This is a genomic window from Litorerythrobacter xanthomarinus, from assembly GCF_046254955.1.
Taxonomy (GTDB): domain Bacteria; phylum Pseudomonadota; class Alphaproteobacteria; order Sphingomonadales; family Sphingomonadaceae; genus Qipengyuania_C.
In genome coordinates this window covers 75,565-96,316 of sequence record NZ_JBJXRG010000003.1, presented here as the reverse complement: position 1 = coordinate 96,316, position 20,752 = coordinate 75,565, and the positions used below count along the sequence as shown (strand labels likewise).

Here is a 20,752-nt window from a genome sequence, read left to right as displayed (position 1 = left end):
GTCACTCGCGCCTTGGTGGGGGGATCGATATGTGCGGGATTTTCGCGGCTTGGACCAATGGTCCATTACCCCAAAGCAAGGTCGAGGCAGCTCTCGCATCGCTCTATCACCGCGGTCCCGACGGCAATGGTACCTGGACCTCACAAGACAAATTGCAAACCTTGGGTCACACCCGGCTTTCGATCATTGGTTTGAATAATGGCGACCAGCCGATGTCCAGCGCCGACAGTGCGCTCCACATGGTCGTAAACGGGGAATTTTACGGCTATCGCGCAATCCGCGACGACCTGCGGTCGAAAGGCTACAAATTCCAGACTGACAGCGACAGCGAGATTGCGCTGCACCTGTTTCGCCGCATGGGCATGTCGATGATGCCGTATCTGCGCGGCGAGTTTGCGATCGTCCTGGCCGATCAGCGCTCGGGAGAAATGATTGGCATCCGCGACCGGTTCGGGATCAAGCCGCTATATTATGCCAACATCAATGGCGAGGTGTTCTTCGCCTCGGAAATCAAGGCGCTGCTCGCTCTAGGAGTTCCTGCCAGTTGGGACTGGACTGCTGCCGCAGCCGGTTTGGCGCACCCCAATGACGAGACCTATTTCGCCGGGATTAAATCGGTTCCGCCCGGATGTTATGTGATCGCAAGGAATGGTGAGACGCAGGTCCAAACCTATTGGGATTGGGAACTTCCCACCTCTGAAGACTTGCGCGAAGACACGCGCAGCGAAGAAGAGGTCACGGCCCAGTTTCGCGAAGTGCTGCTGAATGCCGTCTCGGAACGCCAGGTCGCCGATGTCGAGGTTGCCTGTTACCTGAGCGGCGGCATCGACTCCTGCGCCGTGCTGGGGCTGGCGCAAAAGCATATGGACCGCCCGATCCGGGCCTTTACGCTGACTTTCGAGGACGCGCTCTACAACGAAGCGGACATCGCCAAGGCCCAGGCAAAGATGATCGGAGCCGAATACAATCCGATCCCGATCACCGGACGTGATCTGGCGGATTCGTTTTCGGATGCAGTCTGGCACAGTGAAACCGCGTTCTTCAACGGGCACGCAATCTCCAAATTCCTGCTCAGCAAGAATGTGCGTGATGCGGGCGTCAAGGTGGTCTTCACGGGCGAGGGGGCCGACGAGATGCTCGGCGGGTATCCGTTCTTTCGCGTCGACGCGATAAGGGGAAATGCCAGCCTCAGCGAAGATCAGAAGGCTGCAATTTTTGATGAAATCTTCGCCGCGAACCCGTCAAGCCGGGCGATCATGCTGCCTGACGCAAGCGCAAGCCCGGTTGCGAAGATGTTGGAAGATCGTTTCGGCTGGATTTCGGCGACAATGATTTCGAGCGCCGGGTTAGCCGCCGGAACCGAATTCTATCGGGATTCGCTCCTTGAGAGTATTGGCGACAAGATCCTGTTCGAAAGGGCGCTCGACCGGCTTCCGCTTGGGCAGCGCTTGCATGGGCGGGACACGCTCAATCAATCGCTGTATTTCGGAGCCAAAGTCACATTGCCCAATATGATCCTCAATTACCTGGGTGACCGAATGGAGATGGCGCATTCGATCGAGGGCCGCGTGCCTTTCCTCGATCACCATGTGGCCGAGAATGCCGCGCACATTCCGCTCGATATGAAGATCAAGGGCATTCGCGAGAAACATGTGCTGCGCGAGGCGACCAAGGATGTTCTCATCCCGGAAGTCTATGATCGGCAGAAGCATCCCTTCATGTCAGCGCCAGCGAAGGACACGAACGATCCCTTGATCGGTTTTCTGCGCGACAGTTTTGCGTCCGAAGCGGCCAAGGACCAGCCGATCTTCGACCATCGCAGGATCGGCGATCTGATCGAAACGCTCGACGATCTGCCAGTTGATAGGAAGGTGGGTGTGGAGGCCGCGCTCATCCGCGCAGCCTGCATGATCCACATGCAGGATCGATTCGGGATGACGCAGGGCGGCTAGGCAAGCGGCCCCATTCTTGACTATCAGGCCAGCATGAAAGTCGCTGCGGCGAGTGCCGCCAAGGAGAGTACTGAATGACCGACCAACCCGCTCCGCAGCGTTCGTTCTGGCGAAAGATCTGGGAATTTCCGTTGGTTGCGCTGATCGTTGCGTTGGTCCTGGCAATGCTTTGCGCGGCGGCAGTTTCCGTCTTCAATGCGCAACTGCTTCAGCCCAAGATCGCGGAGCCTTGGCCGACGATCATATCGTCGATCGGGATCGTGGTCCTATCGATCGCCGTCTACAAGCTGGCGATTCGCAAGCTGGGCGCGAAGAAGCATGACGACTTGCCCTTTGGCCCGGCGCTGAAGGACACCGCGCTTGGTTTTGCGGGCGGCGGGGTGCTGATCTCGATCTGCGTCGGGCTTGCAGCCTTGACTGGAGTCTACACGATTAGTGGCGAGGGGCAGGGCACCGATCTTGTCATGATCGTCTTCGTAGCCGGGATTTACGCCGGCTTCTTCGAGGAACTGTTGCTCAGGGGGATCGTGTTCCGCTGGCTTGAGGAAATGCTCGGCAGCTGGATTGCGCTCGCGTTGTCTTCGCTGATGTTTGGCTTCCTCCATGCCGGCAACGACAACGCGACCTTCTTCTCATCGCTCGCCATTTCCATCGAAGCCGGGATCCTGCTTGGCGCGGCCTATATGCTGACGCGCAACCTGTGGCTGGCGATCGGGCTGCATGCCGGCTGGAATGTGATCCAGGGCCTGTGGGATGTCCCGATATCTGGCAACGACGTCGACGGACTGGTCCAGGCGCGGCTGGAGGGGCCGGAAGTGCTGGCCGGTGGCGGCTTTGGACTTGAGGCGACGATATTCGCGCTTGTCGTGGCGACGGGCGCAGGAATCTGGATGCTGGTAAGGGCCGCGCGGGCGGGTCGGATCGTCAAGCCGATGTGGAGCCGAAAGGGCAATCCGATCACCGCCTACTGATTGCGCGCCCAATCCTTGCTTGCCGGCGTGAGCGTTTCGAGAAACGCTTCGGCTGTATCGCGGTAATCCTGCCGCTTGCTCGCATCCATCCGGTCCCAGGTCGAATAGATCCTGCCGATCCGGTGATTGCTTTCCAGCTTGTCGCGGTGCCGATCCATGAAGTGCCAGTATAGCGAATTGAAGGGGCAGGAACCTTCACCGGTCTTCTTGCTGACAGAGTAGCGGCATTCCTTGCAGTAGTTCGACATCTTGTTGATGTAATTTCCACTCGCGGCATAGGGTTTGGTCGCCAGCTTGCCGCCATCGGCATAGAGGATCATTGCCGATACGTTGGGCAGCTCGACCCACTCATAGGCGTCGGCGTAGACCGCCAGGTACCAATCCTGCACATCGCGCGGATTGATCCCCGCAAGCAGTGCGAAATTGCCCAGCACCATCAGGCGCTGGATATGGTGCGCATGGGCGTTGTCACGAGTGGTGCGGATGCAGTCCGCCATGCAGCGCATGTCGGTTTCGCCGGTCCAATAGAAGTCGGGCAAGCCGCGCTGGGCATTGAGCGCGTTGCGGCTCTGTAACTCCGGCATGAAATGCCAGTAGAACCCGCGGACATATTCGCGCCAGCCGATGATCTGGCGGATGAAACCTTCGACCGAATTGAGCGGCGCCTTGCCATCCGCGTAGGCTTTCTCCGCACGTTGGCAAAGCTCCAGCGGATCGAGCAATCCCAGATTGATGCTGGTCGAAAGCATCGAGTGGTAGAGATCGTCCTGCCCGTGGACCATCGCATCCTGATAGGGGCCGAATTTCTCGATCCGCTCGGCAAAGAAGGCATCGGCGGCCTCTTCCGCCTGGTTGCGCATGACCGGCCAGCCGAAGTTTTCCAGCGATCCGAAGTGGCCGCCGAATTTCTCTTCGACAAGGTCGATGCATTCCTGCGTGATATCATCGGGTGCAAACAGGGGACGACCCGGCGCGTCCATCTCGTCGCTGGGCGGTTCGCGGTTCTGCTTGTCGTAATTCCACTCGCCGCCTTCCGGATTGCCGTCATCGGCCATCAGCAAGCCCGTCTTCTTGCGCATCTCGCGATAGAAATTTTCCATCCGCAGTGTCTTGCGGCCCTCTGCCCAGTTCCGGAATTCGGCGGTGGAGCAGATGAATCGATCATCGCTGAGGATTTCGACCTCGCAGGCAAATTTGTCGGGCCATTCCTCAATCGCTTGCTGCACGCGCCACTCGCCCGCTTCGACGACATAGATCGCGCGGGGATCGTGGCGCTCGACCGCGCGCGCAACTTCGCCGGTGAAGCTGCCTGCATTGTCCTTATCTGTCAGCCTGACGTAGTCGACATTCCAGTCCGCATCTTCCAGTTCTGCGGCAAAATGACGCATGGCAGAGAAGATCAGGACGATCTTCTGCTTGTGATGTTTGACGTAAGTCGCCTCGTCCCAGACCTCCATCATGAGGATGACGGTATCGTCTTTCGTCCGGCCGCGCAGTGACGCCAAATTACGCGTCAGCTGGTCGCCGAGAATAGGTACGAGGATCGGGCCGCCTGACATTGCCCTATCAATGCGCGAAGCGCGCTAAAGCTCCGCTCAGTCGAGCTTCGGCGGGAATCCCGGTTCAGCCTTGGCCATCGCGCGTTCGTAGGCATCGCGTTCGCCGATGCGTTGCAGGTAGGCCTTAAGGTTCGGCAGGTGGTCGATCGTCATGTTGTTGAAGGCGCGGCTCGTGGTGAGCTGGAACACCATCATGATATCAGCCGTGGTCAACTGCGAACCGCCGAAGTAGTCGGCTTCGCCAAGGCGGCGTTCGATCTGCGCCCAGGCATTGGTGACGCGCTTTGCCAGCGATGGCGGCATTTCCGCCTCTACCGCGCCGACGGCGATTTGCATCATGCCATTGGTCATGAAAGTCGCATTAGCGAAGTGGAACCAATAGAGATGATCGGCGAAATCGGGATGGTCTGGACCAGGGACCAGATCGGTGTCCGGCGCATATTTGCCGACGATGTATTCGACGATAGCGCCGCTTTCGCCTAGCAACACATCACCATCCTCGATCAGCGGGGCTATTTCCATCGGATGCAGCGCCTTCAGCTCTGGCGGAGCGAGCCGCGTCTCAGGATCGCGATTGTAGAGCTTCAGCTCGTAGTCCAGCCCCAGTTCCTCGCACAGCCAGACGATACGTTCAGATTGCGAGATGCGCAGGTGATGGACAGTGAGCATGGGATTCTCCGTTCAGTTCGGCATTCTGCGTTGGTCGGCTGCCTTTCATGGACAGCCCATGTGTGATGGGAAGCTCCCGATCACGTGTCCTCGTCTTCTCTGTCTTCTTCATCTTCCGGGACAAGCTTAGGTGCCAGTTCGACTAGCGCTTCGGCTTTGTCACCATCCTGAATCTTCTCCACGAGTTCGCCAATTTCTTCGCCTCGATCACCGGCATGGGGATCGTTAACGATCGGACTAAGGATCAGTACGGCTTCTCTTTCGCGATCTTCGGTTAAGAGAAGATGGGCAAGCGTGGTTCTGATATCATGATCGAAAGGCGCGTAGTCATACGCCATTTCCAAAGCGATCAAGGCGTTTTCAGGAGGAAGTTCGCCCGCAAGTTGATAGCTGAGATAGTAACCCTGCAGCGCATCAGGGTTCAATCGGTCGATCCGAATTGCGTTGGCGTATTGCTCTCGCATTATCGCAAATTGTGCGGGGTCCTCCTGAGCTCTCCGTTTGGCAATACGAGCCAAGTGGATGTGAGCCATCGTGGAACTTTCATCGAGTTCGAGCACTCGAAGCGCGGCCGCTTCTGCAAGATCGTTGTTCTCCGCATCGAATTCAGCTTCTGCCAAGGCAAGCATGACAGGTGCACTGTCTGGATATTGCAGGGCGACTTGGCGGACGGATTCAACGACATCTTTCGCCTCCTTCTTCGTTACCCCGCGCATCGACTTGATTGCGTGAGGAAGTACGGCAACCTCCGCTTCAGTGAGACTACGAACACTTGCTTCAGGTGGAGTGTAGTCGTCGTGCTTGATTGTGAGGCCAAAAATCCGACCGCGTTGGTAACTGTCCAATTCGCGGTCGAGCTTGGTCAAGTCACCGAAAGCGCCCTCAGCAGCTTCAAGATCGGATGCGCCCGAGTTGAGCAGCTCGAAGTACTTATTGAGCTGTCCTCTGCGCTCCTTTGAAAAAGTAAGGTAGTGGGTCAATAGCCAACCCATCCCGTATCTTTGCATGACATCCCGTCCGCGAAGTTCCTCAGGTGGATTGAGCAGGCGGCTCACAGGGAAAGAACTGAGGTATTGCAGAATGTCCGAACGGTGCTTGGCTGGCGCGCCAAGAACAAATCCGTCGTCTTTCAACTGGAGGGTGCCATAAACCTCGGCAAAGCCTTCGCGATACCAGGCTGGATATGCGGCTGCGGCATGCTGGTACATGAAATAATGCGCATATTCGTGGAATAGGATCACTTCCGGTTTCAGGTCCTTGCGCTTCTCGCGCACTCCAATACTGCCCCGCGAGCGTGCGCTTTTTACGGGAGCAAAGGCGACTGATCTGCCCGCGCGGGGAATGAAGAAGCCTGCCACACCATAAAAGCCTGCCAGCCGACCGATATCGTCGGTATCGCCATAGTAAAAGACCCGCAGTTTGGCTGATTCCGGCATGGTAGCCTTGTCTTGCTCGATACCCTGCATAAAGCGCATCGCTTCATCGAATCTCTCAAGTTCGATCGCAAATCGCTTTGTCTCCTCAGGTGATTGGTCTGAATAAACCATCATGTGATCGGTGGTTGCCACGGACCATTCGGACGCACTGACAGAAGTGGAGCCCAGAATTATCGCTGCCACAGCGAAAAAAATACGCATTGCTTGCTTCCCGAAAACGTAAAAAATCTTTGGATTAGGTGATTCCCGAAGTCCCGGTCGAGAATCGAAGGGGGCGATAGCTACGCGCAGATTGCTGGAATGTGAAGAGCGTCCTTAAACAAAGCTATAGGGATCGACATCGATCCCGACGCGCACGCCATTGGGGTGATCGACCGCGCCGATCCATCGGCGCAGCACCTCCTGCATATTGGCACTGCGGCGCGCGCTGACCAATAGTCGATAGCGATAGCGCCCGCGCAGCATCGCCAGCGGCGCAGGCGCCGGGCCGTAAATCGCGATGTCCGGAAGTTTGGGCCGTGTATCGCCAATCCGGCGAGCGGCCTCACGCGCTTCGGCTTCATCTTCGGATGAGACGATTATGGCTGCCCAGCGTCCGAACGGGGGCGCACCTGCTTGCCGGCGCAATTCAGTCTCGGTTTCGTAGAAGGCATCGCGGTCGCCGCTGGCGAGCGCTTCGATCACCGGTGCGGCTGGATGGCGAGTCTGGATCAGTACCTCGCCGGGCTTCGATGCGCGCCCGGCGCGTCCGGCGACTTGCGCGATCTGCTGGAAGGTGCGTTCGGCCGCGCGCAGGTCTCCGCCCTCAAGACCGAGGTCTGCATCGACCACGCCCACCAAGGTGAGCTCGGGAAAATGGAAGCCCTTGGTTACGAGTTGCGTGCCGACGATCACATCGACCGCGCCAGCTTCGACTTGTGCAACGAACTCGCTCGCTCGCCCGGGCGAATTGAGCGTATCGCTGGTGGCGATCACGGTGCGAGCTTCGGGGAAACGCTCGGCCACTTCATCGGCGATCCGTTCGACCCCCGGTCCGCATGCTACCAGGCAATCGGGCTCGCCGCATTCGGGGCAGGTTTCGGGTGCGCCCGTCTCGTGGCCACAATGGTGGCAGGCCAGCCGCGCAGAAAAGCGATGCTCGACCAGCCACGCGCTGCAGTTCGGGCATTGGAACCGGAACCCACAATTGCGGCACAAGGTCAGCGGCGCATAGCCGCGCCGGTTGAGGAAGAGGAGCGATTGCTCGCCGCGTTCCAGCCGCTCCTCCAGCGCTTCGACCAGCGGCGGGGCGAGCCAATGCTGGCGTTCGGGCGGATGCTCGGTGAGGTCGACGGTGCGGATCTCGGGCAGCTCGGCACCGCCGAACCGGCTCGCCAGCTCGAGCCTTTCGTAGGTGCCGGATTGGGCCATCTGCAGGCTCTCCAGTGCGGGCGTGGCGCTGGCCAATACGACTGGAATCTGTTCGAAATGCGCGCGCATCACCGCAACATCGCGCGCGTTGTAGCGCACGCCGTCACCCTGCTTGAAACTAACTTCGTGTGCTTCGTCGACAACGATCAGCCCAAGCTTCGCATAGGGCAGGAACAGTGCCGAACGCGCACCGACGACCACCTGCGCGCCGCCGTTCTCGGGACCGTTGGCGATAGCACGCCACGCCCGCCTGCGTTCGGTCGATTTGAGCGAACTGTGCCACAAGACGGGCGGCACGCCGAAGCGATCCTCGAAGCGCTTGAGAAAAGCTTCGGTCAGGGCGATTTCCGGCAGCAGGACAAGCACTTGCCGGCCAGACTTGAGAGCCGTTGCTATTGGTTCGAAATAGGTTTCGGTCTTGCCCGATCCGGTCACTCCATCAAGCAGGAATGGCGCGAATGCGCGCGCTTCCACCGCCTCGATTAGTCGCTCGGAAACTTTCTTCTGATCCGCCGACAGATCGGGCTTATCGTAGCCCGGATCTGCTTCGGGATAGGGCCGGTCGATCTCGACTTCGACCGGCTCGAGCACGCCCTGGTTGGTCAGCCCGCGCAGCACGCCTTCAGACACGCCCGCGATTCCGGCAAGTTCGCGGATCGTCGCTTGCTCACTTTCGAGCGCGGCAATGGCGAGCTCGCGCTTGGGTGTCATACGCTCGGGCATTCCGCCTGACAGGCGATACTCGATAGTCGTGGTCGGTCCGCCCAGCGCGCCGCCCGATGACAACGCCATGCGTGCGACCGAAGCCAGCGGAGCGCAGTAATAGTCGGCGGTCCATTCGATCAGGCGCCGCAGCTCCGCTTTCAGCGGAGGGACATCGATCACCTGCAGCAGTGGGCGCAGTTTGGCGTCCGGAACCGGCGCAGTCGGCAGGCGTTCTTCCTCCCAGACAATGCCCGTCACCTGGCGCGGCCCGAGCGGAGCGATGACGATTTGGCCCGGTGCGACATCGACCCCCTCGGGAACCCTGTAATCAAGGGGCCCAAGTGCGGCATTGAGTACGAGTAGGCGGACGCGGTTCATAGGCTGCATCCGTATTGGCCTCGCGGTGTGGGCGCGGCAAGGTGAGGAGACGAGAAATGTCCGATTTGATTGATGCCACTCCCAGCCGCCGCACATTCATGGCGGGTATCGTCGCCAGCAGTATTCTGACGCTGCCGGCCTGTTCGAGCCTGGGCGGGTTTTCGATGATCGATGCCGTGCAGCGCATACTGTTCCTTTCGAGCGACCGTGCCTTTGCGCGGATGCTTTCAGGTGACGGTTTCTGGGACCAGCAGGTCGCCACTCTGGGACTGGGTAGCTTCCTGGGTACGCGCGGCGATATCCTGTCACGCATACTGACGTCCGCCCTGTTTAAGGATCGGCTCCAGGATGCATTTGGCGATATCGCCTACGAAGGGGCCGAGCGCGCGGCACCGATCGTAACCGACGCCGTACGCGTCATCGGAATTGACAACGCCATCGACCTTGTCCGCGGCGGCCCAACTGCGGCGACAAGCTTCCTGCGCGGATCGATGGGTACAAGGCTCATCGACGCGATGGTGCCCGAATTGGGCACTGCGATGCGTGTGGCTTCCGATCCGTTGGTCGGACAGTTGCTCGGCACGTTGACGGGCGTGGAAGTCGGCAGTGTGGCCAACCGTGTCGCGGGCAATATCGATGATACGATCTGGCGTGAAATCGGGGTGGAAGAAGCCGCGATCCGCGCTGACCCTGCGTCAACCCGTGACCCGCTTATCATTGGCGTGTTCGGGGCAGGCGCGCGTCTCTGACGAAAGCGGGCCCACGGCTCTAGCCTCGCACGCCGCCCTCGGCTAACCGGATGGGGAATCGCCCATCCGGAGAGCACGACCCATGAAATTTTTCGCCGACACCGCCGAAATCGATGACATCAAGGAACTGGCTGCCACCGGCCTGCTCGACGGGGTCACGACCAATCCTTCGCTGATCCACAAGTCTGGACGCGATTTCATGGAAGTGACCAAGGAGATTTGCGGCATCACCGATGGTCCCGTCAGCGCCGAAGTTGTCGCGCTCGATCACGAGACGATGATGAAAGAGGCTGAAGTCCTTCGCAAGATCGCGGACAATGTCTGCATCAAGGTCCCGCTGACGATCGACGGGCTCAAAACCTGCAAGGCGCTCACCGAAGACGGCACGATGGTCAACGTCACGCTGTGCTTCTCCGCCAACCAGGCGCTGCTCGCAGCGAAAGCGGGGGCGACTTTCGTCTCGCCCTTCGTTGGGCGGCATGACGACAATGGCTTCGACGGGATGGAACTGATCGAAGACATCCGGCTGATCTACGACAATTACATGTTTGATACTGAGATCCTCGTCGCCTCAGTACGGCACGTCACCCATGTGCTCGAAAGCGCCAAGATCGGAGCCGACGTGATGACGGCGCCGCCCAAGGTCATCAAGGCGCTTTTCAACCACACCCTCACAGAAAAGGGCATTGAAGGTTTCCTCAAGGACTGGGAAGCGACCGGGCAATCGATCGTCTGAAGTCTGTAAGGAATGCCGGTTGGCCGACGAAACACCTCTCGACCGTTTTAAACTCGCGCTGACTGGCACGGCGCGGGCGATCGCGCGCGAGCCAGAGGTGGAGGTAGCGTGGAGCGCGGACGCTCCCTCGGCCTCGGGCAAGAATTTCCGTGTCCCGCTACCTGGGCGTGAGTTGCCCAAGGCGCAGGCCAGCGAAGCGCGCGGTTTCGCCGACAGTTTCGCCTTGCGGCTGCGCCACCATGACGAGGTGCTACATGCGGGAGCTGCGCCGCAGGAGCCGGTCGCGCGCGCCTGCTATGATGCAATCGAGCAGGTTCGCTACGAGGCACTAGGCGCGAACAATTTTCCCGGCATGCGCACCAATCTCGATACCGCCACGAAGATGCGTACGGCTTCAGATCCGATTGCACGGGCGCAAAGCGCCGATGATGTTCCCGTCCAGACCGCGCTCTCGCTGATGTTGCGCGAAGCGCTTACCGGACAACCGATCCCCGATGCCGCGCAAGCGGGCGTTGAACTCGTGCGCGAATGGATCGAGGAGAAGGCGGGCGGGGACATGGAATCGCTCGCCCTGTCGCTCGATGACCAGAAAGCATTCCAGAGCCTCGCGCTCGACATGCTGCAGCATCTCGATCTGACCAAGCCGCACGACGCGCCCGATGCTTCGGACAATGACGAGGGCGACGAAGAGGACGGCGAAGATCAGGACGACAGCGAAGGCGACGAGGACAGCGGCGAAGGTGATCCGCAATCGGTCGAGATGGCCGGTGACATGGCCGATGGCGACGCCGACGGAGACGCCGATACCGACATGACCGCCGAGGGCGAGATGGAGGAGGGCGATACCTCCGACGAGGGCGAAGAAGGCATGATGCCCGTCCGCCCCAATCGCCCGTGGACCGACTTGCCCGAGAACTTCAATTACTGTGCTTTCACCGAGGCCTTCGACGAAGTCATCGAAGCGCCGGAATTGTGCGACAATGAGGAACTGGACCGCCTGCGTCAGTATCTCGACAGCCAGCTCACCGGGCTGCAAGGCATCGTCACGCGTCTCGCCAATCGGCTCCAGCGCCGCTTGATGGCGCAGCAGAACCGCGCCTGGGATTTTGACCAGGAAGAAGGCCTTCTCGATGCCGCGCGTCTCGCCCGCGTGGTAATCAGCCCGGGTCATTCGCTGAGTTACAAGATCGAACGTGACCAGGAATTCAAGGACACCATCGTCACCTTGCTGATCGATAATTCGGGCTCGATGCGCGGTCGTCCGATCAGCATCGCCGCGATCAGCGCCGATATCCTTGCGCGCACGCTCGAGCGCTGCGGTGTGAAAACCGAGATCCTCGGCTTCACCACGCGCGCATGGAAGGGCGGGCAGAGCCGCGAGAAATGGCTCGCCGATGGCAAGCCGCAGCATCCCGGGCGCCTCAACGATTTGCGCCACATCATCTACAAGAAGGCCGACGAGCCGTGGCGCCGCGCACGCCGCAACCTTGGCCTGATGATGCGCGAGGGTATTCTCAAAGAGAATATCGACGGCGAGGCGTTGCTATGGGCCCATACGCGCCTGCTCGCGCGGCCCGAAGATCGCCGCATCCTGATGGTGATTTCCGACGGTGCGCCGGTGGATGACAGCACGCTTTCGGTCAACTCGGCCGGCTATCTCGAAAGCCATTTGCGCAAGGTAATCGAGTGGATCGAGAAGCAATCGCCTGTCCAGCTCGCCGCAATCGGCATCGGGCATGACGTGACGCGCTATTACAAGCGCTCGGTCACGATCATGGATGTCGAACAGCTCGGTGGGACGATTATCGAGCAGCTCGCTGCGCTATTCGAGGTGGAAGGAAAGTGATGAACGTATCCGAAGCCGTAGAAACGCGCCGCACCGTCCGCGCTTTCTTGGACAAGCCGGTCGAGCGCGCAGTGATCGAGCGTATCCTGCAGACTGCGCAGCGCGCGCCATCGGGCGGCAATGTCCAGCCGTGGAACGCCAAGGTGCTGACCGGCGAGCCGCTCCAGCGCCTTTTCGCAGAAGTCGGCAAGGTCGTGCCGCAGGGCCGCGCCGGGATGACGCCGGAATACGATATCTACCCCAAGGGACTCGATGGCATTTACGAGGAGCGCCGCGTCAATGTCGGCGAGACGATGTACGGCGCTCTCGAAATCCCACGCGAGGACAAGGCGCAGCGCCTGATGTGGTTCGCCAACAACTTCCGCGCCTTCGGTGCGCCGGTGCTTATGCTGGTCCACACGCCGCGCTACATGGGTCCGCCGCAATGGTCGGACATCGGCATGTGGTTGCAGACGATCATGCTGCTGGCGCGCGAGGAAGGGCTCGACACCTGTCCGCAGGAAGCCTGGGCGGCATTCGGCGAGCCGGTGCGCAAGGCGGTCGACATTCCCGAAGATCACGTGTTTTTCTGCGGCATTGGGATTGGCTTTCGCGATGCCGATGCGCCGGTGAACACCTTCCATGTGCCGCGCGCACCGCTGGAGGAATCGATCAGCTGGGAAGGGTGGGATTGACCTCGCTTGCCAGCCGCCGCAAAGCGCGCTGGCCATGACTGATACTCCGCCCCAAACAGACCTGCGCCTGTTCAATTCGCTCACCCGCGAACTCGAGACTTTCCAACCGCTCCATGAGGGCGAGGCGCGCGTCTACACCTGCGGGCCGACGGTCTATAACTACCAGCATATCGGTAATATGCGCGCTTATGTCTTCGCCGATACGCTGGGCCGGACGCTGCGCTGGAAGGGCTACGATCTCAAGCATGTCATCAACATCACCGATGTCGGCCACCTGACGTCGGACGCCGATGCGGGCGATGACAAGATGGAGAAGGCGGCGGCGAGCGCGGGCAAGAGCGCATGGGATATCGCGCGGCATTACCAGGAAGTGTTCGAGGCGGACCTCGCGCGGCTCAACGTGCGCCCGGTCCAACATCCCAAGGCGACCGACTATGTCGAGGCGATGATCGAATGGGGCCAGTCGATCGAAGAAAAACACTGCTACGAACTCGATAGCGGGCTCTATTTCGATGTCTCGACCGTGCCCGAATATGGTCGGCTGGCGCGCGCCGTAACCGACGAAGGTGAGGGACGGATCGATACCGTCGACGGCAAGCGCAACCAGGCCGACTTCGCAATCTGGCGCAAGACACCCGAGGGCGAGAACCGCCAGATGGAATGGGATTCGCCGTGGGGCAGGGGCGCTCCTGGCTGGCATATCGAATGTTCGGTGATGAGCGCCGAGCTCCTCGGCCACCCATTCGATATCCATACCGGCGGGATCGATCACCGCGAGATCCACCATCCCAACGAGATCGCGCAGAACCAGGCGCATGGATCATGCGACCATACGGGCGCAGGCATCTGGATGCACAACAACTTCCTTGTCGATCGGCGCGGAAAGATGTCGAAGTCCTCGGGCGAATTCCTGACGTTGCAGGCGCTGGTTGACCGCGGCTACCACCCGCTCGCCTACCGCATGATGTGCCTGCAGGCGCACTACCGCAGCGAGCTGGAGTTCACCTGGGAAGGGTTGGGCGCGGCGCTGACGCGGCTGAAGCGGATAGTTATGGCAGTTGAAAGCTTGAGTGACGGGATTCAGCCTGCCACGAAAACGGTCCATCCGGAGTTGTTTCGACGTATCAACACCTCCGGAGATTGGTTTCTTGAGGATCTCAACACATCAGTTCCCCTTTCCATTCTTGAGGAAGTGTTGGCATTCAAGAAGATTGACCCGAGCGAACGACTCTACACTGTGAATCAGCTGGATTCTGTCCTCGGTCTCAGCCTGCTCGATCTCACCCGCGAAGATCTCCGCATCCGCCCCAAAGACGCCCAGATCACCGAGGAAGAAATCGAGGCCGAGCTGGTCCGCCGCAAGGAAGCCCGCGCTGCGAAGGACTTCGCCACTTCCGACGCAATCCGCGAGGAGCTTGCGGCCAAGGGTGTCGAAGTTATGGATGGCGACCCGCTCGGTTGGGAGTGGAAATTATTGTAGCACTTGCTACAATAATCGCATGATCAAGACGATTCTCTGGCTGATTCTTGCAGCAATTCACGCCCTGCCGGCGCTCGCCTTCTTCCGCCCGTCGACGCTAACGCAGCTCTACGGGCTTGCGGCGGACAATCCGCTATTCCTGCTCATGCATCATCGTGCCGCGCTGTTCTTTGCGGTGTTCGTCGCGTGCGTGTGGGCGGCCTTCATCCCCGATGGTCGGCGCGTCGCAGTCCTGGTCGTCGGTATCAGCATGGTCAGCTTTCTCGCGCTTTATTGGATGGCAGGTTCCCCGTTTCCCCTAAGGCGGATTGCGCTGGTTGATCTCGCCGGGCTGCCGGTCCTCGCCGCAGTAGCGTGGTTTGCATTTCGCGGCTAAGCCAGCCGGATGACCAAAGCCGCCCTTTCCGCCCTTATCCGTCCGCTGATCGAACCGCTCCTGCCCGATTGGGTCGAGCCGCATTGGTTCGCTACGCATGAAGAAGCACTCGAAGTCGCGCCTCAGGCCGAAATCGGCTGGTTCGACATGTACGATCAGGAATCGATGAAGGCGGCGATCACCGCAGCAGAGAACCTCAATTGGCTCAATTCCATCTATGCCGGACTCGATTTCCTGCCGCTGGACCTGCTGCACGAGCGCGGCGTTACGGTGACCAACGGCGTCGGCATCAACGCGCTGACCATCGCCGAATATACTGTCATGCTGATGCTCGCGCACGCCAAGGGCTACCGCGATGTCGTGCGCGCGATGGACCGCAAGGAATGGCTACTCGACAGCCCTGGAAAACGTGAACTGGCGGGAGAGCGCGTCCTGCTGCTGGGCCTCGGTGCGATAGGTAAGCTGATCAAGACCCGGCTCGAAGCATTCGAGATGGAGGTTGTCCCGGTACGCCGGTCAGGTGCGGATGGTTCGCTGAGGCCCGACGAGTGGCGCGGCAAGCTGGGCGAGTTCGACTGGGTTATCCTCGCCGTGCCGTCGACCGCGGAAACGGTAGGTATGATCGGAACCGATGAACTGGCAGCGATGAAGCCGAACGCCGTACTGGTGAATATCGCGCGCGGAGATGTGGTGGTGCAGGACGCGCTGGTCGAGGCGTTGCAATCCAAACAGATCGAGGCCGCGTTGCTCGATGTTACCGATCCCGAGCCGCTGCCCGAAGATCATCCGCTGTGGGACTTACAGAACGCGCAGATCACCATGCACTTGTCGGGGCGGGCGCAGGAAAAGATGTTCCAGCGCTCTGCTGATCGCTTCCTTGCCAATCTCGAGCGCTATCGCGCGGGCGAGGCGCTCGAACCGGTAATGGACCTCAAGCTGGGGTACTGATCAAGGCAGGTAATTGCGTGACTCCGTAACCTTCGGGCCATAGGTTCGAACAAGAGCTGTGACAGCAGCAAGGGAGAGCGCATATGGCCGACAAGCAGAAAGCATCCGACCTTTTCATCGAATGCCTCGAGGCGGAAGGTGTCGAGTACATTTTCGGCGTGCCCGGCGAAGAGAATCTCGATTTCCTCGAAAGTCTTTCCAAGTCGGACCAGATCAGGCTCATTCTGACGCGGCATGAACAAGGCGCGGGCTTCATGGCTGCGACCTATGGGCGGCACACCGGCAAAGCGGGCGTCTGCATCGCCACTCTCGGCCCGGGTGCGACCAATCTCGTTACCGCCGGGGCCTATGCCCAGCTCGGCGGGATGCCGATGATGATGATTACGGGTCAGAAGCCGATCAAGAGCTCCAAGCAGGGCCGTTTCCAGATCCTCGACGTGGTCGACATGATGGGGCCCATCACGAAATACGCGCACCAGCTTCACGCCGGTGACAACATTCCCAGCCGCGTGCGCGAAGCGTTCCGGTTGGCAGAAGAAGAGAAACCGGGCGCGACCCATCTCGAGCTGCCCGAAGATATTGCCGCGGAAATGTGCAATGCGCGTCCGATGGAGGCTTCCTTGGCGCGGCGTCCCTCAGCTGAGCCGAAGGCTGTCAAACTCGCGATCGAGGCGCTGGAGAGGGCGAAGAGCCCGGTCCTGATCATCGGTGCTGGCGCGAACCGCAAGATGACCAGCAAGATGCTGGGCGAATTCGTCGAGAAGACCGGTATTCCTTTCGTCACGACGCAAATGGGCAAAGGGGTTCTCGACGAACGGCATCCGTTGTTCCTGGGCTGCGCAGCGCTCTCGTCAGGCGACTTCGTCCACCGCGCGATCGCAGCGGCCGACTGCATCGTCAATATTGGCCATGACGTGATCGAGAAGCCGCCTTTCTTCATGGAGCAGGGCGGTTCCACTGTGATACACGTCTCGACCAGAACGGCGGAGGTCGATCCGGTGTATTTCCCGCAGATCGAAGTGATTGGCGATATCGCCAACGCCATCTGGCAGATCAAGGAGGGAATCACGCCCAGCGAGGCTTGGGACTTCGCTCACATGCTCGAATACCACAAGGCGGAGAACGCCCATTCCGACCCGCTTGAGGCCGATACGCGCTTTCCGATCTTCCCGCCGCATCTTGTCCGTGCGATCCGGGAAGCGATGCCTAATGACGGGATCATCTGCCTCGACAACGGGGTCTACAAGATCTGGTTCGCGCGCAATTACAACGCTTACTTGCCCAACACCGTGCTGCTCGACAATGCGCTCGCTTCAATGGGAGCGGGGCTGCCATCGGCGATGATGAGCGCGATGCTCTATCCCGAGCGCAAGGTGATGGCGGTATGCGGCGATGGCGGCTTCATGATGAACAGCCAGGAGATGGAAACCGCGGTGCGCCTCGGGCTCGACCTCACCGTGCTGATCCTGCGCGATGACGCTTACGGGATGATCCGCTGGAAGCAGGCCAACATGGGCTTTTCGGACTACGGGCTTACGTACAATAATCCCGATTTCGTCCAGTATGCCGAGAGCTATGGCGCCACCGGCCACCGCGTCACCAGCGCCGAACATCTCGCCGATGTGCTCGCACAAACGCGCGATAGCGATGGCGTGCACCTGATCGATTGCCCTGTCGATTACTCGGAGAACGACCGCATCCTCAATCACGAAATCAAGGAACTGAGCGCCAAGCTGTGAAGTTGCCTAGGTGAAGGAGAAATACGTGCCCCAGCTCAAGGACACTTACCCGCTTTATCTCAACAACAAGGCGCAGCAGCCCAATACCGACCTCGAGGTGACCGACAAGTTCACCGGCGAAGTTGCCTTCCGCACCGCGCTTGCCAGCCCCGAAATCATCGACGAGGCCATCGCCGGGGCGGTGCGCGCGGCCGAACCCATGGCCCGGCTCGCCAGCTACGAACGCAAGGCAGTGCTCACCCACTGTGTGAAACGGTTCCGCGAACGGTTCGACGAGCTCGCTTATGCGCTGTGCGTCGAGGCGGGCAAGCCGATCAAGGATAGCGAGGGCGAGGTCACCCGCCTGATCGACACGTTCGAGATCGCTGCCGAAGAATCGGTGCGCATGTATGGCGAGGCAATGCCGCTCGACATTTCCGAGCGTGCCAAGGGCTATCAGGCGATCTGGAAACGCTATCCGGTCGGGCCGTGCAGCTTCATCTCGCCGTTCAATTTTCCGCTCAATCTTGCCGCGCACAAGGTCGCTCCGGCAATCGCGGTGGGATGCCCCTTCGTGATGAAACCGGCGAGCAAGACGCCGCTGGGCGCGCTTATCATCGGCGAGATCCTGGCCGAAACCGATTTGCCTGAAGGCGCGTTCTCCATCCTCCCGGCAAGCCGCGATGGCGCCGACCTGTTCACCGAGGACGAGCGGCTCAAGCTGCTGAGTTTTACCGGTTCACCCGCTGTCGGTTGGGCGCTCAAGGCGCGCAGCGGCAAGAAGAAGGTTGTGCTTGAGCTCGGCGGGAACGCGGCGGTGATCGTCGACCATGATGCGGACCTTGATGACGCGCTTGACCGGATCATCACCGGCGCATTCTACCAGAGCGGGCAGAGCTGCATCGGGGTGCAGCGGATCATCATCCACGAAAAGGTGTACGATCGCTTCAAGGAAATGCTGGTCGAGAAGACCCGGTCGCTGGTCGCAGGTGATCCCAAAGACCGCGATACCTTTATCGGCCCGATGATTTCAGAAGGCGAGGCCAAGCGTCTCAAAGGCTGGATCGACGAAGCAGTAGAGGGCGGCGCCACGCTCCTCACAGGCGGCGAATGCGAGGGCAACATGTTGCAGGCGACGCTTCTCGAAGGTGTCCACCGCGACGCGACGGCGCTCAATGACGAAGCCTTCGGGCCGCTCGCGATCCTTCAGAAATTCTCCGATTTCGACGATGCACTGGCCGAAGTGAACCGCAGCGAATTCGGCCTCCAGGCGGGCATCTTCACGCGCGACTTGTTCAAGATGTTCGATGCGTGGGACCGGCTCGAGGTCGGCGGCATCGTGATCAATGATGTGCCCAGCTACCGCGTCGACAACATGCCCTATGGCGGGGTGAAGGACTCAGGGCTGGGTCGCGAAGGCATCCGCTTCGCGATGGAAGACATGACCGAGATCCGGAACCTGATCGTGCGACGGACTTAACGGCCCATTTGGGGACCATTCGCCGCCGTCTGATTAACGTCCGCTAACGACCCACATTCGGACGTTGGCTATTGCAACGAAAATCCGTGCGTGACGGCCTGCATTCGAGGCTCTATTCTTATGGCTTGAACTACGGGAGGCTTGGTTGAGAGTAGCAATTTCCTGCTTGGTGCTGTGTCTATTGACCGCGTGTTCGCAAAGCGATTGGAACGAGAGGCTCTCGACGCCTGAAGATCGATCATTCGCGCTTGTGGTAATATCCACCTTACGCACTGGTGAGATCGAGGGAATAGAGCGACAGATAGATGCCGAACTCTATGATCAAACCCTCGACATGCAGGACGAAGCCAGAGCCGCTTTGCCAAAGAGCGGCGAGCCGGAACTAGTAACGGTCTCTAGCTTTTCTTCGACTTCGGCTGATGGAGTAGTCTCGACAAAAACTCTCAACTACGAACTTGGTACCAATGACAATTGGGCCATCATTCAAATCCAGATGCAAGACACCGACGCCGGCCCTTTGCTAATCGGGTGGCATGTGACGCCCTTTGACCGTCGACCAACTACAGCTAACGATTTTGGCTTTGAGGGCAAAGGTTTGCTTGAATATGTTTGGATCGTTGCAATGGTTCTGTCGACAGGGACCATTATCTTCGCAGCTGTCTTGGCTATTCGGAGCAAGGGCATCCGTCACCGTTGGCTCTGGATAATTGGTTGCCTAATTGGCTTCGGAAAATTTCAGCTGAATTGGTCCACTGCGGAATGGGGCTTCCAACCAATTAGCTTCTCAATCCTAGGGAGCGCTGCGCTCAAGCCCTCTCCATTTGATCCATGGGTCATGTCGTTCTCCCTACCAATCATCGCGCTTGTTTTTCTCGTCCTTAGAGGAAGATTGCTTGCCGCGAATGAGACAGAGACTGACCAAGCTGGCGACTGATCTACAGTGTCCGCTTCCCACCTAAGTTTCTGACATAGGAGAGGAGTGCCCGCTTCACGCCTCCTCAAGCAGCAGTAGTTCGCAGGTCACGGCCAGCCTTGGCGAGGGTAGCAGCCGATGTTCGCATTCGCTTACGCCTGCATCGGCGACCAGCTGGCCGGGTATGGCGAATTCGTGGTCGGGCAGGGCGGCGACGAACCGCTCGCCCGCCTCGACCGCCTCATCGCCTGCAAAGAGCAGCGCGACCGTATGGCGCGTTCCGGCAAAGGTGATGCTGGCCCAGGCCTTCTCGCGATGCTCGATCACCTGGCCTTGATGGTCGCATAGCGCCAACAGCGCTTCGCGCATGCGGTCGCCGGCTGTCCGCCGGGCGCGGGGTGGTTTTGGCGGCTGGCGTTCATCCGACATGGGCGGTCTCCAGTGAGTGCCCTTCGGGCGTGTAGGCATTCATCCAGCGGCGGATGCGCGCCTCGGTGCCTGCGCGCGGGATACGGCCCATGCGCAAATCGAGCACGAAGCGCGGATCATGTGCGGCAAGGCGACCGAACTTGGTGGCTGGCATATCGTGCTGGCGGAGAAATTTTTCGACGGAACGGATCAGCATGGTGCTCCTCAATGTGCTGTGCCTGAAGCCGGGTCGCAGCGGCGGGGGCTGGTGGCGAATCGACAACCTTGCGGCTGTGGTGTTCCTGATTCGTTCCATGCGAAATCCTACTTGTCTAGGAAAAATA

At 59.9% G+C, this 20,752-nt stretch carries 18 protein-coding genes; 12 read left to right on the top strand and 6 right to left on the bottom strand.

Going from position 1 to position 20,752, the window contains the following annotated elements:
- Positions 1 to 29: 29 nt before the first annotated feature.
- Together asnB and ACEWMW_RS13950 are read left to right on the top strand one after the other, a co-directional pair.
- A complete protein-coding gene (gene asnB, locus ACEWMW_RS13955) occupies positions 30 to 1,952 on the top strand; it encodes an asparagine synthase (glutamine-hydrolyzing) (protein ID WP_409414563.1) in 1,923 nt (640 codons plus the stop codon).
- A gap of 74 nt (positions 1,953 to 2,026) precedes the next feature.
- Complete coding sequence (locus ACEWMW_RS13950; RefSeq protein WP_409414562.1) at positions 2,027 to 2,923, top strand: CPBP family intramembrane glutamic endopeptidase; 897 nt, start codon at positions 2,027 to 2,029, stop codon at positions 2,921 to 2,923.
- Here the strand turns inward: ACEWMW_RS13950 and ACEWMW_RS13945 are convergent.
- The 4 genes from ACEWMW_RS13945 to ACEWMW_RS13930 form a co-directional block, all read right to left on the bottom strand.
- Positions 2,917 to 4,482: a cryptochrome/photolyase family protein gene (locus ACEWMW_RS13945; RefSeq protein ID WP_409414561.1), complete on the bottom strand. Its 1,566-nt coding sequence runs from the start codon at positions 4,480 to 4,482 to the stop codon at positions 2,917 to 2,919. The two genes, ACEWMW_RS13950 and ACEWMW_RS13945, sit on opposite strands and share 7 nt — an antisense overlap.
- A 36-nt stretch (positions 4,483 to 4,518) precedes the next feature.
- A complete protein-coding gene (locus ACEWMW_RS13940) occupies positions 4,519 to 5,151 on the bottom strand; it encodes a glutathione S-transferase family protein (protein ID WP_409414560.1) in 633 nt (210 codons plus the stop codon).
- 80 nt (positions 5,152 to 5,231) lie between these two features.
- Positions 5,232 to 6,719, bottom strand: a complete 1,488-nt coding sequence (locus ACEWMW_RS13935) for a tetratricopeptide repeat protein (protein ID WP_409414559.1) — start codon at positions 6,717 to 6,719, stop codon at positions 5,232 to 5,234.
- A gap of 183 nt (positions 6,720 to 6,902) precedes the next feature.
- Positions 6,903 to 9,080, bottom strand: coding sequence for a primosomal protein N' (locus ACEWMW_RS13930; RefSeq protein WP_409414558.1), 2,178 nt, complete (start codon positions 9,078 to 9,080; stop codon positions 6,903 to 6,905).
- 56 nt (positions 9,081 to 9,136) lie between these two features.
- On the opposite strand from ACEWMW_RS13930, the gene ACEWMW_RS13925 reads away from it, so the two are divergent.
- The 10 genes from ACEWMW_RS13925 (at position 9,137) to ACEWMW_RS13880 (ending at position 20,021) form a co-directional block, all read left to right on the top strand.
- On the top strand, positions 9,137 to 9,829 hold the full coding sequence (locus tag ACEWMW_RS13925) for a DUF4197 domain-containing protein (protein WP_409414557.1): 693 nt from the start codon (positions 9,137 to 9,139) through the stop codon (positions 9,827 to 9,829).
- An 82-nt stretch (positions 9,830 to 9,911) separates the two neighbouring features.
- Positions 9,912 to 10,565, top strand: coding sequence for a fructose-6-phosphate aldolase (gene fsa, locus ACEWMW_RS13920; protein ID WP_409414556.1), 654 nt, complete (start codon positions 9,912 to 9,914; stop codon positions 10,563 to 10,565).
- A 19-nt stretch (positions 10,566 to 10,584) separates the two neighbouring features.
- Entirely contained in the window at positions 10,585 to 12,411 is a 1,827-nt protein-coding gene (gene cobT, locus ACEWMW_RS13915) for a cobaltochelatase subunit CobT (protein WP_409414555.1), read from the top strand.
- Positions 12,411 to 13,085, top strand: coding sequence for a nitroreductase (locus ACEWMW_RS13910; RefSeq protein WP_409414554.1), 675 nt, complete (start codon positions 12,411 to 12,413; stop codon positions 13,083 to 13,085). Before cobT ends, ACEWMW_RS13910 begins: the two co-directional genes overlap by 1 nt.
- 34 nt (positions 13,086 to 13,119) lie before the next feature.
- Complete coding sequence (cysS, locus tag ACEWMW_RS13905; protein ID WP_409414553.1) at positions 13,120 to 14,565, top strand: cysteine--tRNA ligase; 1,446 nt, start codon at positions 13,120 to 13,122, stop codon at positions 14,563 to 14,565.
- A 19-nt stretch (positions 14,566 to 14,584) separates the two neighbouring features.
- Entirely contained in the window at positions 14,585 to 14,941 is a 357-nt protein-coding gene (locus tag ACEWMW_RS13900; protein WP_409414552.1) for a hypothetical protein, read from the top strand.
- 9 nt (positions 14,942 to 14,950) lie between these two features.
- The gene (locus ACEWMW_RS13895) at positions 14,951 to 15,889 is read left to right on the top strand and encodes a D-2-hydroxyacid dehydrogenase (RefSeq protein ID WP_409414551.1); all 939 of its coding nucleotides are present in this window, start codon (positions 14,951 to 14,953) and stop codon (positions 15,887 to 15,889) included.
- 83 nt (positions 15,890 to 15,972) lie between these two features.
- Entirely contained in the window at positions 15,973 to 17,628 is a 1,656-nt protein-coding gene (locus ACEWMW_RS13890) for an acetolactate synthase large subunit (RefSeq protein ID WP_409414550.1), read from the top strand.
- Between the two features lie 25 nt (positions 17,629 to 17,653).
- Positions 17,654 to 19,087: an aldehyde dehydrogenase family protein gene (locus ACEWMW_RS13885; protein ID WP_409414549.1), complete on the top strand. Its 1,434-nt coding sequence runs from the start codon at positions 17,654 to 17,656 to the stop codon at positions 19,085 to 19,087.
- Between the two features lie 181 nt (positions 19,088 to 19,268).
- Entirely contained in the window at positions 19,269 to 20,021 is a 753-nt protein-coding gene (locus ACEWMW_RS13880) for a hypothetical protein (protein ID WP_409414548.1), read from the top strand.
- 54 nt (positions 20,022 to 20,075) lie between these two features.
- Here ACEWMW_RS13880 and ACEWMW_RS13875 read toward each other — a convergent pair whose 3' ends face one another.
- Both ACEWMW_RS13875 and ACEWMW_RS13870 read right to left on the bottom strand, forming a co-directional pair.
- Positions 20,076 to 20,429, bottom strand: coding sequence for a hypothetical protein (locus ACEWMW_RS13875; protein WP_409414547.1), 354 nt, complete (start codon positions 20,427 to 20,429; stop codon positions 20,076 to 20,078).
- Positions 20,419 to 20,625 carry a hypothetical protein gene (locus ACEWMW_RS13870; protein WP_409414546.1) on the bottom strand — a complete coding sequence of 69 codons (207 nt, stop codon included), beginning with the start codon at positions 20,623 to 20,625 and terminating at the stop codon, positions 20,419 to 20,421. Before ACEWMW_RS13870 ends, ACEWMW_RS13875 begins: the two co-directional genes overlap by 11 nt.
- Between the last annotated feature and the right edge of the window lie 127 nt (positions 20,626 to 20,752).